At 65.7% G+C, this 11,064-nt stretch carries 10 protein-coding genes and 1 pseudogene; 7 read left to right on the top strand and 4 right to left on the bottom strand.

What is annotated here, in order from left to right; genetic code table 11:
* Nucleotides 1-1,130 (top strand): annotated as a pseudogene (locus tag Q0O97_RS16865) (DNA polymerase III subunit alpha); the annotation flags it as partial.
* 73 nt (nt 1,131-1,203) lie between these two features.
* Nucleotides 1,204-2,322 (top strand): hypothetical protein, encoded by a 1,119-nt coding sequence (locus tag Q0O97_RS16860; protein WP_294932133.1) that lies wholly within the window; start codon nt 1,204-1,206, stop codon nt 2,320-2,322.
* Between the two features lie 51 nt (nt 2,323-2,373).
* Here Q0O97_RS16860 and ilvC read toward each other — a convergent pair whose 3' ends face one another.
* Complete coding sequence (ilvC, locus tag Q0O97_RS16855) at nt 2,374-3,396, bottom strand: ketol-acid reductoisomerase (protein ID WP_294932130.1); 1,023 nt, start codon at nt 3,394-3,396, stop codon at nt 2,374-2,376.
* A 130-nt stretch (nt 3,397-3,526) separates the two neighbouring features.
* Between ilvC and Q0O97_RS16850 the strand changes: the two genes are divergently transcribed.
* Genes Q0O97_RS16850 through Q0O97_RS16830 form a run of 5 tightly spaced genes read left to right on the top strand, consistent with a single transcriptional unit; the run spans nt 3,527 to nt 6,997 of the window.
* Complete coding sequence (locus Q0O97_RS16850) at nt 3,527-3,982, top strand: Lrp/AsnC family transcriptional regulator (protein WP_294932127.1); 456 nt, start codon at nt 3,527-3,529, stop codon at nt 3,980-3,982.
* Nucleotides 3,979-4,458, top strand: coding sequence for an Lrp/AsnC family transcriptional regulator (locus tag Q0O97_RS16845; protein WP_294932125.1), 480 nt, complete (start codon nt 3,979-3,981; stop codon nt 4,456-4,458). Before Q0O97_RS16850 ends, Q0O97_RS16845 begins: the two co-directional genes overlap by 4 nt.
* Before the next feature lie 58 nt (nt 4,459-4,516).
* Nucleotides 4,517-5,818: a lipoprotein-releasing ABC transporter permease subunit gene (locus Q0O97_RS16840; protein WP_294932122.1), complete on the top strand. Its 1,302-nt coding sequence runs from the start codon at nt 4,517-4,519 to the stop codon at nt 5,816-5,818.
* Nucleotides 5,811-6,503, top strand: a complete 693-nt coding sequence (locus tag Q0O97_RS16835; RefSeq protein ID WP_294932119.1) for an ABC transporter ATP-binding protein — start codon at nt 5,811-5,813, stop codon at nt 6,501-6,503. Before Q0O97_RS16840 ends, Q0O97_RS16835 begins: the two co-directional genes overlap by 8 nt.
* On the top strand, nt 6,500-6,997 hold the full coding sequence (locus Q0O97_RS16830; RefSeq protein ID WP_294932116.1) for a phosphatase PAP2 family protein: 498 nt from the start codon (nt 6,500-6,502) through the stop codon (nt 6,995-6,997). Before Q0O97_RS16835 ends, Q0O97_RS16830 begins: the two co-directional genes overlap by 4 nt.
* Here the strand turns inward: Q0O97_RS16830 and parE are convergent.
* The 3 genes from parE to Q0O97_RS16815 form a co-directional block, all read right to left on the bottom strand.
* Complete coding sequence (gene parE, locus Q0O97_RS16825) at nt 6,994-8,958, bottom strand: DNA topoisomerase IV subunit B (protein WP_294932114.1); 1,965 nt, start codon at nt 8,956-8,958, stop codon at nt 6,994-6,996. The genes Q0O97_RS16830 and parE overlap by 4 nt on opposite strands.
* 69 nt (nt 8,959-9,027) lie before the next feature.
* Complete coding sequence (locus Q0O97_RS16820) at nt 9,028-9,471, bottom strand: DMT family transporter (RefSeq protein ID WP_294932112.1); 444 nt, start codon at nt 9,469-9,471, stop codon at nt 9,028-9,030.
* Nucleotides 9,472-9,658: 187 nt separating this feature from the next.
* The coding region (locus Q0O97_RS16815) for a BCCT family transporter (protein WP_294932109.1) at nt 9,659-11,064 on the bottom strand (1,406 nt) is incomplete at its 5' end.

Raw genomic sequence — 11,064 nt, 5'->3', positions numbered from 1 at the left:
CGGTCGAGTTCATGGCGGCGGTGATGAACTGCGATATCCACCTGACCGACAAGCTCTCGGTCTACAAGCGCGAGGTGGACCGCATGGGGATCGAAACCGTGCCGCCCTGCGTCAACCGCTCGGACGCGACATTCACCGTGGGCGAGGGGCGCATCCACTATGCGCTTGGCGCGCTGAAGGGGGTAGGGGTCGAGGCGATGCGGATGATCGTCGCTGCGCGCGCAGGCCGGCCCTTTGCCGACATGACCGATTTTGCCCGCCGCGTCGACATGCGCCGCGTCGGCAAGCGCCCGCTTGAGATGCTGGCCCGCGCGGGCGCCTTCGACCTGCTGGAACCCAACCGCGCCCGCGTTCTGAAGTCGCTGGACGGGTTGGTGGCATGGTCGGCAGCGGTGCAAGAGGCAGCGGCGTCGAACCAGTCCTCGCTCTTCGGCGGGGGCGAGGATCTGCCGCCGCCACGACCCGTCACCGCGCCGATCTGGCTGCCCACCGAAAAGCTGGCCGAGGAACATGCGGCGGTGGGCTTCTACCTCTCGGGCCATCCGCTGGACGACTACCAGCCCGCGCTGCGCCGCAAGAATGTCGATACGCTGGCGCAGATCACGCTGGCGGCGCAGGACGGACCGCTTGTCGCCTCGATCGCCGGGACGGTGGCGAACCGGCAGGAAAAGAAATCCGCGCGCGGCACCCGCTATGCCTTCGTCGGCCTGTCCGATCCCACCGGGCTTTACGAGGTCACCGTTTTTTCCGACACGCTGGACGCCCATCGCCAGCATCTGGAGCCGGGCGAGAATGTCGTGTTGCAGGTCCAGGTCGAACCGTCGGGCGACCAGGTCAAGATGCTGGCGCGCGCGGTCACGCCGCTGGACCAGGCGGTGGCCGATGCCGGGGCCGACCGGCTGGCGGTCGAGATCGCCGATCCCGTCCCCATCCCCGAAATCGCCGCCGCGCTGGAACGTATCCGGGCCGAGATCAAGGCCCCGCCCCGCGCGCGCGGTCCGGTCACCTTGCGCTTTCGCGACGGCGACGATCTGGTGGATGTCCAGATCGTCCAGGATGCGCCGCTGACCCCGCCCACCCGGCAGGCCCTGCGCGCGATCCCCGGCGTGCTGGAAGTCCTGGACGAATAGAGCTTGGCAGGCCCCGCCCGCAAATGCTTAATGCGGGTAATTGACTTTATCGGTTTGGAGAATGGCGATGCAGATGCCCCCGATCAACATGGACGGCGCGCCGACGGCGGATGGCGCGGTGTCCGTCTATGTGTCCAAGGATAACGAAGGCAAGGCGTGGTATAACCCCGCCAGGCCGGTGATCTTCGTCAACGGGATGCTGAACGACGGCAAGGGTCACCAGGCCAGCGGGCTGCGCCTGTCCGAGATATTGGGGGCAAAGGTCTATGGCGTCTTCAACGCAACGCAAGGCGGGCTGAGCGATCTGTGGCAATGCATAGCCGACAAGTTCACCCTGACCGCCGGGCAATCCGCCGACCAGCGCGTGCTGGCACGGATGCCGAAGTTCGGCGGCGACTTTCAGACCTGGTCCGATTTCGTCGAGGCCGCCTATCAGTTCGAGAAGGCGAAATCCCCTGCGCTCTCCAAGGACGATTACGTCTATACGCTGCTGGGCGGCAATGCCGCGACGCGCTCGCTTTACAAGCTGCTGCTGGCCCAACCCGGCGGCCTGCTGGGTGCGCCGATCCATGCGCATAGCCAGGGCAACCTGATCACCTCGAACGCGCTGACCGGGGTGGCGCTGGCGCGCGGCGTAGGCGCCATCGCGGGGCTTGAGGTGGTCAGCTACGGCTCGCCCGCGCAGGGCTGGCCTCCGGGGCTGCGCCGCACCAACAACGCCTTCACCTTCGATGGGGTGAGCCTGCTTGACGGCACGATGGACTGGAGCAGTTCCAAGGTCGGCTACAAATTCTCGCATCGCGGGCCGCTGGTCCACGCCTTCCAGTTCTATGCCGACCATGACGAGGAATTCATCATCAACAAGTTCCGCACCGGCGGCTGGGGCGTGACCGTCAACATGGACGAAAAGGGGCTGGCGGCGTTCTGTGCCGGACTTGGCGTGAACACCGAACGGCTCGACCGCATCTTCGATCGGCTGGAAAAGGCGCATTGGACCGACAGCGACGATGTGGCGCTGGAATATGTCGGGTTGAAAACCGACGCCGAGCTGGCGGAACTGGGCCGCATCTCGTCCGTTTTCCTTGCGCGGCTGATCCATCTGCTGAAATCGGGCTATACCTCGGGCAGCGAACAGGCCGCCATCGACCGGCTGCAAGCTGCGCTGAAGGTCAATTCCAATACCGCCGCCTGATCATGAAAAAGCCCCGCCGATGGCGGGGCTTTCCATTTCTGGCCCGACGGATCAGTTGCGATCCTTGTCGACCATTTTCCCGGCCGAGATCCAGGGCATCATGGCGCGCAGCTTCTCGCCGACCTTTTCGATCTGATGCTCGTCGTTCAGGCGGCGGGTCGCCTTGAAGAAGGGCTGGCCGACGGTATTTTCCTGCATGAAGTCGCGCACGAACTTGCCGGTCTGGATGTCGTGCAGAACGGCCTTCATGCGGGCCTTGGTTTCCTCGTAGGGCAGGATACGCGGGCCGCTGACATATTCGCCGTATTCGGCGGTGTTGCTGATCGAATAGTTCATGTTGGCGATGCCGCCTTCATAGATCAGGTCGACGATCAGCTTGACCTCGTGCAGGCACTCGAAATAGGCCATTTCAGGCTCGTAGCCCGCTTCGACCAGGGTTTCAAAGCCCATGCGGATCAGTTCGACCAACCCGCCGCACAGCACGGCCTGCTCGCCGAACAGGTCGGTTTCGCATTCCTGGCGGAAGTTCGTCTCGATGATGCCCGAGCGCCCGCCGCCGATGGCCGCGCAATAGCTGAGGCCGATGTCCATCGCCTTGCCGGTCGCGTCCTGATGCACGGCCACCAGGCAGGGCACGCCGCCGCCCTTGGTGTATTCGCCGCGAACGGTGTGGCCGGGGCCTTTGGGGGCCATCATGATGACGTCGACGCCGGGCTTCGGCTCGATCAGGCCGAAATGGACGTTCAGCCCGTGGGCGAAGGCGATGGCCGCGCCTTCGCGCAGGTTGTCATGGACGTATTTGCGATAGGTTTCGGCCTGAAGCTCGTCCGGCATGGTGAACATGATCAGGTCGGCCCAGGCGGCGGCCTCGGCGATGCCCATGACCTTCAGCCCCTCGGCCTCGGCCTTCTTCGCGGAAGCCGAGCCTTCGCGCAGCGCGACGACCACGTTCTTGGCCCCCGAATCGCGCAGGTTCAGCGCATGGGCGTGGCCCTGGCTGCCGTAACCCAGCATGGCGATCTTCTTGTCCTTGATCAGGTTCACATCGCAGTCGCGATCATAGTAAACGCGCATCCGGCGTTCCTCCTTGCTTGTGTCTGGACCTGTTCTAGCGCCAACGATGGGGATTAAAGTTCAAATCAACGCATGGATTGCGGAATATGTGTAGCTATAATGTGAAAATCACTTTAAAAGTGAAATAATCATGCTTGATGACACCGACCGCCGCATATTGCGCCACCTGCTGGCCGAACCCGACGCACCGAACGCGGCCCTGGCCGAGCGGGCGGGCGTGACCACCGCCACGCTCTGGCGGCGGCTGGACCGGCTGCGGCAGACGGGCGCCATTCGCGCCATCCGCCCCCGCATCGACTGGCGCAAGCTGGGATATGAGGTCGAGGTCAGCCTGCGCTTCACCCTGGACAAGTCGAACCCGCGCGCCTTCGACGAATTCACCGCCGCTGCGCGGCAGGTGGCCGAGGTGACCGAGATTCAAAGCTTCCTCGGATCCGTCGATTTCCGCCTGTCGGTGATCGCGCGCGACATGGCGCATTGGCAGCAGATCTACCGCGAAAAGATCCTGACGCTGCCCCATGTCGCCGACAGCGATGCGCTGATGATGGTCTCGACCGTCAAGGAAACGCAGGGCGTGCCGATATGAACGTCTTCGCCCCCGATGCGACCGATCTGGCGATCCTGCGGCAGTTGTCGCAGGACGCGACGCAGGGCGCGGCGGAAATCGGCCGCGCGCTTGGGCTGGCGCAGCCCGCCGTCTGGCGCCGCATCCGCCGCCTGACCGACGCGGGCGTCATCGCGGGCCGCCGGGTCGAACTGGACCACGCCGCCCTTGGCTTCGGCGTCACCGTCTTTCTGGGCATCCGCCTTGCCGCCAAGGGCCGCGCCAGCCTGGACGATTTCGAGCGCGCCGTGACCGCCATCCCCGAGGTCCAGGTCGTCCAGCACGTCCTTGGCCAGTTCGATTACCGCCTGCGCATCACCGCCCGCGACATCCCCGATTTCGAGCGTATCCTGCGCCGCCGCATCATGACATTGCCCGGCGTAGGCCAGGTCGAGGCCAACGTGATGCTGTCCGAGGAACGCCGCCCCGGCCCGCTTTCGCCGCTCACGCCCTTGTAGCCTTGCGTTTCCCACCCGCGCGCGCCAATCAGGGCGGCGAAACAAACCGAGGTGCCTCATGGCGGACACGCGCCCCTTTTCGCGTTTCGAGTTGCTGATCGCATGGCGCTATCTTCGCGCCCGGCGCAGCGAAGGCGGCGTCAGCACGATGACCTGGATCAGCCTGATCGGCATCACGCTGGGGGTCATGGCGCTGATCGCCACGCTGGCCGTGCGCTCGGGCTTTCGCGCGGAATTCGTGGACACGATCCTGGGCGCGAACGCGCACACCACGGTCTATTACGGTCCCCGCCACATCACCAACGACCTGACGGGCGAAAGCTATGTCGTTCCCACCCGGATCGAGGATTACGACGCGATGGCCGCCGAGATCGCCGCGCTGCCGGGCGTCACCCGCGCCACGCCGGTCATCCGGGGGCAGGTCATGGCCAAGATGGGCGACCGCTCCAACGTGGCCGAGATCTATGGCGTCTCCGCCGACGACTTGCGCGCGATGCCCCGCATTTCGGACCCCGAAACCGCGATGGGCCGGATCGAGGATTTCGAGGGCGGCATCGCCGTCGGCGCCGCCCTGGCGCGCGACCTGGGGCTGGTGATCGGCCAGCGGGTCAGCCTGATTTCCCCCGACGGCGCACAGACCGCCTTCGGCACGACGCCGCGCGTCAGCACCTACGAGGTCACCTATATCTTCAGCGCGGGCCGCTACGACGTGGACATGACCCGCATCTACATGCCCATCGCGCAAGCGCAGGACTATTTCAACCGCGAAGGCGTGGCCGACGAGATCCAGGTCTTCGTCACCCACCCCGAACAGATCGAGGACTGGGCCGTGCCCCTGCTGCAAACCGCCGGTTCCGGCGCGCTTTTGTGGTCGTGGAAGGATTCGGCGGGCGATTTCCTGGAAACGCTGGATGTTGAGGACAACGTGATGTTCATCATCCTGTCGATCCTGGTGCTGATCGCCTCGATGAACATCACCTCGGGGCTGATCATGCTGGTCAAGAACAAGGGCCGCGACATCGGCATCCTGCGCACCATCGGGCTGACCGAAGGCTCGATCCTGCGGGTGTTCTTCATGTGCGGGGCCTTTACCGGGGTGATCGGCACCATCGCGGGGGTGATCCTTGGGGTGATCTTTGCGTTGAATGTCGATCACATCATGACCTTCGTGAACTATATCTCGAAGGGGGGGGCGTGGAACGCCTCGGTCCGGGGAATCTACGAACTGCCCGCGCAGTTGCGGCTGATCGACATCGCCAAGGCGGTGGGGCTGTCTCTGACGCTGTCCTTCGTCGTCACCATCTTTCCCGCCCGCCGCGCCGCGCGGATGAACCCGGTCGAGGCCCTGCGCTATGAGTAACACCCTGGAACTGCTCGACATCCACAAGACCTATGGCATCGGCGGGCCGTCCCCGGTCCCGGTGCTGACCGGGCTGAACCTGACCGTCGCGCGGGGCGAGGTGGTCGCGCTGGTCGCGCCTTCGGGGGCGGGCAAATCGACGCTGCTGCATATCGCGGGTCTGCTGGACACGCCCGACCGGGGGCAGGTCCTGCTGAACGGTCGCGATATGGGCGGGGCCAGCGACGATGCGCGCACCCGCGCCCGTCGGCAGGAACTGGGCTTCGTCTACCAGTTCCACCACCTGCTGCCCGAATTCACCGCCGCCGAGAACATCGTCCTGCCGCAGCTTGCCAACGGGACCGATGGCGTCGCCGCCCGCCGGCGGGCCGAGGACCTGCTGGCCCGCGTGGCCTTGGGCGAACGCGCCGGCCACCGCCCGGCCGAGCTTTCGGGGGGGGAACAGCAGCGCGTCGCCTTCTGCCGCGCGCTGGCCAATGCGCCGCAGCTTCTGCTGGCGGACGAGCCGACGGGGAACCTCGACCCCGCGACCTCGGACCGGGTGTTCCAGATGCTGATCTCGCTGGTGCGCGAAACCGGGATGGCGGCGCTGATCGCGACCCACAACCTTGAACTGGCGCAGCGCATGGATCGCGTGATCGAACTGGCGCGCCGCCCCGAGCAGGCAGGAAACGTGCAGGCATGAAACGCGCGGGCCTTGCCCTGATGCTGGCCTTGGCCGCACCTGCGCATGCCGACCCGTTCGAGGATTTCGGGACCGCGATGAAATACGGCCTGCCGCTGGCCGCCGCCGTCTGCGCCGAGCGTCAGGACCGGCTTGAGGATTTCGCCATCCGCGGGCTGCTGCAAACGGCGCTGGTCTGGGGCATGAAGCAGGTTTTCGACACCCGGCCCATCGCGCGCCGCCCGAACGGGCAGGGCGAGGGCTTTCCGTCCGGCCACACCGCCGCCGCCTTTTTCGGGGCGGCGGACCTTGCCGGGAAATGTTTCGACGACCGGCCCGCCGCCGGACTGGCGGGCTACGGCGCGGCGGCGCTGACCGGGGCCAGCCGCATCCACGCGGGCCAGCATACGCCCGCGCAGGTCTGGACCGGCGCACTGATCGGCTTTTCCTTCGGCGCCGCCAGCTTCGGGATCGGAACCGACGGGGCCGAGTTCAGCATCGGGCTGCGGTTCTAGACGTCCAGTTCCTCGACGAAACGGGCATTTTCCTGGATATACTGGAATCGCAGCTCGGGCTTCTTGCCCATCAGCCGCTCGACCAGATCGCCGGTGCTGCCGCCTTCCTCTTCGTCGATGCTGACCCGGATCAGCTTGCGCGTCGCCGGGTTCATGGTCGTGTCCTTGAGGTCCTTGGCATCCATCTCGCCCAGGCCCTTGAAGCGCTGGACGTCGATCTTGCCCTTGCCGCCAAGGCCACGGGCCAGCATCGCCTCTTTCTCGGCGTCGTCCGAGACATAGATGCGTTTCGGTCCCTGCGTCAGCCGATAAAGCGGCGGACAGGCCAGGTACAGATGCCCCTTGTCGATCAGCGGCCGCATCTGGGTGAAGAAGAAGGTCATCAGCAGGCTGGCGATATGGGCGCCGTCGACATCGGCGTCGGTCATGATGATGATCTTGTCATAGCGCAGGTCATCGACGTTGAAACGGGTTCCCATACCGACGCCAAGCGCCTGGCAAAGATCGTTTATTTCCTGGTTGCTGCCCAGTTTGGAACTGGCCGCGCCAAGCACGTTCAGGATCTTGCCGCGCAAGGGCAGCAAGGCCTGCGTCCTGCGTTCGCGCGCCATCTTGGCGCTGCCGCCCGCCGAATCGCCCTCGACGATGAAAAGCTCGGTCCCTTCGCGGTTGGCATTCGAACAATCGACCAGCTTGCCGGGCAGGCGCAGCTTTTTCGTGGCGGACTTGCGGGCGGTTTCCTTTTCCTGCCGCCGCCGCAGCCGTTCCTCGGCCCGCAGGACCAGGAAATCCAGGATTGCGCCCGCCGATTTCGTATCCGCCGCCAGCCAGTTGTCGAAATGGTCGCGCACGGCACCCTCGACCAGCCGCGCGGCCTCGGTCGTGGCAAGGCGGTCCTTGGTCTGGCCGACGAATTCGGGTTCGCGGATAAAGCAGGAAACCAGCGCGCAGCCGCCCGTCAGCAGGTCGTCGCGGGTGATCTGGCCGGCCTTCTTGTTGTTGACCAACTCGCCATAGGCGCGGATGCCCTTGAGGATCGCCGACCAGAAACCGGCCTCATGCGTGCCGCCCTCGGGGGTGGGGACGGTGTTACAATAGCTCTGGATGAAGCCGTCGCGCGAAGGGGTCCAGTTGATCGCCCAATCGACCTTGCCCGGCGTGTTGAACCTTTCCTTGAAATCGACGCTGCCCGCGAATGGGCGGTCGGCATAGGTGGTCGTGCCGCTGAGCGTTTCGGCCAGGTAATCGGCCAGCCCGCCGGGGAAATGGAACGTGGCCTCCATCGGGGTGTCGCCGTCCTCGATCCGCGATTTCCAGCGGATTTCCACGCCGGAAAACAGATAGGCCTTGGATTTCACCATCTTCAGCAAGCGCGAGGGGCGGAAGCGGTGATGGCCGAAGATTTCCTCGTCGGCATGGAAGGTGACGGTGGTGCCGCGCCGGTTGGGCGCGGGGCCGATCTTCGCCACCGGGCCTTGCGGGATGCCGCGGGAAAAGCGCTGTTCCCACAATTCGCGGTTGCGGGCGACCTGCACGACCATGCTGTCTGAAAGCGCGTTCACGACCGATGCGCCCACCCCGTGCAACCCGCCCGAGGTCTGATAGGCATCACCCGAGAACTTGCCGCCCGCATGCAGGGTGCAAAGGATCACCTCCAGCGCCGAGCGATCGGGGAATTTCGGATGCGGGTCGATGGGGATGCCGCGCCCGTTGTCGCGGATGGTGACGCTGTAGTCGGGATGCAGCTCGACCTCGATCCGGGTGGCGTGGCCCGCCACGGCCTCGTCCATCGAGTTGTCCAGGATTTCCGCGACCAGATGGTGCAGCGCGCGCTCATCCGTGCCCCCGATATACATGCCGGGGCGCTTGCGGACAGGCTCCAACCCTTCGAGGATCTCGATCGAGGCGGCCGAGTAGCTTTCGCCCGTCGGGTCGTTTTTCGGGAATAGGTCGTCGGCCATCGCTCGTCTGCTCGTTCTTTGTTTGGCGGCGTTATCTCATGGCGGGCGGGCAGGGGGCAAGAGGGGGCGTCAGAAACGCGACAGCACGATGCCGCCCCCCACCATCAGCGCCGCCAGGATGCGCGGCAGGCTAAGCTCGCGCACCGGCATGCCGAAGGCCCCCAGGCGGTCCATCACCAGCGCGGCGACCATCTGCCCCAGGGCCAGCGCGCAAACCGCCGTCAACACGCCGGTGCGCGGCATGGTCCAGACGATGGTCCAGACATAGAAGGCGCCGAAGAACCCACCCATCCACAGCCGCCAGTCCTGCCGCAGCGCATGCGGGAAGCTGCGCCCTTCCCCCATCGCCAGCGCGCCAAGGGTCAGCAGGACGAAGCCGACGCCGAAGGAAATCGCGGCTGCCGCCAGCGGGCTTTGCACGGCCTTGCTCAGCGCGGCGTTGAGGGGTGCCTGGACCGAGATGCAGGCCCCCGCAAGGACGACGAAGGCGACGGCGACGATGGGAAACTGCATGGCGGCATTCCTGAAGGGGTGAAAAGGCCTGAAGGGGTGAAAAAGGCGGCCCAGACCCGTTGCAGGGCACCGCGCCGGGACAGGGTTAGCATATCGCGTGGCGCGGATACCAGCCCGTGGGCCAGCCTTGCGACGCGAAACGGGCGGGATCAGGTCCCGCCCGTTCCGAAACGCCCGGCGAGGGGCGTCAGCTCAGTTCGCGCCGCTCGGCGATCAGGCCCTTGACGATGGCCCAGCAGGCGCCCAGCAGCACCAGCGTGAAGGGCAGCCCGGTGGATACCGCCATCGCCTGCAAGGCCGTCAGCCCGCCGCCCAGAAGCAGGGCGATGGCGACCAGCCCCTCGAAGGTGCACCAGAAGATGCGCTGCGGCACCGGCGCGTTGATCTTGCCACCCGCCGCGATGGTGTCGATCACCAGCGAACCGGAATCCGACGAGGTAACGAAGAACACGATGACCAGCACGATCCCCACGAAGCTGGTAATCGCCGTCAGCGGCAGTTGCGACAGCATCTGGAACAGTTGCAGTTCCAGCGCCGCATCGGTCACGCCCGAGAAGCCGGCCAAGGTGACCGAGATCGCCGTGCCGCCAAAGGCGGTCATCCACAAGACCGAGATCAGCGAAGGCACGATCAGCACCGCGACCAGGAACTGGCGCACCGTGCGGCCCCGGCTGACACGGGCGATGAACATGCCGACAAAGGGCGACCAGCTTATCCACCAGGCCCAGTAAAAGGCCGTCCAGCCCTGCCTGAAGTTGTCGTCCTCGCGACCGAAGGGGTTCGACAGCGGCAGGATATTCGCCCCGTAGGCGCCCAGGTTGCCGAAGAAGCCGCTGATGATCTGCCATGTCGGCCCGGCAAGGATCACGAACAGCAAAAGGACGATGGCCATGACCATGTTGATCTCGGACAGGCGCTTGACGCCCTTCTCGACCCCAAGCACGACCGAGCCGGTGGCGATCGCCGTGATGACGATGATCAGCACGATCTTGAAGGTGTCGGACGCGCTCCACCCGAACAGGAAGCCGAAGCCCGCCGTGGCCTGCTCGGCCCCGATCCCCAGCGATGTCGCCAGCCCGAACAGCGTCGCCATCACCGCCAGCACATCGACGACATGGCCCGGCCAGCCCCAGACCCTTTCACCCAGCAGCGGATAAAAGACCGAGCGCAGCGTCAGCGGCAGCCCCTTGTTATAGGCAAACAGCGCCATCGACAGCGCCACCACCGCATAGATCGACCAGGGATGCAGCCCCCAATGATAGATCGTCGCGGCCATCGCCAGCCGACGGGCGCCAAGCTCGTCGCCCGCCGCGCCGTCCAGCGGCGCCCAGTCGGTGCGCACGCCGTTCTCGACCACCGGACCGCCAAACGCGGCAGTGAAATGGCCCAGCGGTTCGCTGACGCCGTAAAACATCAGCCCGATACCCATGCCCGCGGCAAACAGCATCGCGAACCAGCCGGTCAGGCTGAAGTCCGGCGTCGCATCCGGCCCACCCAGCCGGACTGACCCCAGCGGCGACAGGATCAGCCCAAGGCTCAGCAGCACGAAGATATTGCCCGCGATGATGAAGAACCAGTCGAACCGGCTGGTCA

It is taken from the genome of uncultured Paracoccus sp. (genome assembly GCF_945915435.1).
Taxonomy (GTDB): Bacteria; Pseudomonadota; Alphaproteobacteria; order Rhodobacterales; family Rhodobacteraceae; genus Paracoccus.
This window is presented reverse-complemented; position numbering and strand designations above follow the sequence as displayed.

Coding starts and splice junctions, on each gene's coding strand:
- Q0O97_RS16860 (WP_294932133.1), top strand. CDS start 1,204: ATGCCCCCGATCAACATGGACGGCGCGCCGACGGCGGATGGCGCGGTG.
- ilvC (WP_294932130.1), bottom strand. CDS start 3,396: ATGCGCGTTTACTATGATCGCGACTGCGATGTGAACCTGATCAAGGAC.
- Q0O97_RS16850 (WP_294932127.1), top strand. CDS start 3,527: ATGCTTGATGACACCGACCGCCGCATATTGCGCCACCTGCTGGCCGAA.
- Q0O97_RS16845 (WP_294932125.1), top strand. CDS start 3,979: ATGAACGTCTTCGCCCCCGATGCGACCGATCTGGCGATCCTGCGGCAG.
- Q0O97_RS16840 (WP_294932122.1), top strand. CDS start 4,517: ATGGCGGACACGCGCCCCTTTTCGCGTTTCGAGTTGCTGATCGCATGG.
- Q0O97_RS16835 (WP_294932119.1), top strand. CDS start 5,811: ATGAGTAACACCCTGGAACTGCTCGACATCCACAAGACCTATGGCATC.
- Q0O97_RS16830 (WP_294932116.1), top strand. CDS start 6,500: ATGAAACGCGCGGGCCTTGCCCTGATGCTGGCCTTGGCCGCACCTGCG.
- parE (WP_294932114.1), bottom strand. CDS start 8,958: ATGGCCGACGACCTATTCCCGAAAAACGACCCGACGGGCGAAAGCTAC.
- Q0O97_RS16820 (WP_294932112.1), bottom strand. CDS start 9,471: ATGCAGTTTCCCATCGTCGCCGTCGCCTTCGTCGTCCTTGCGGGGGCC.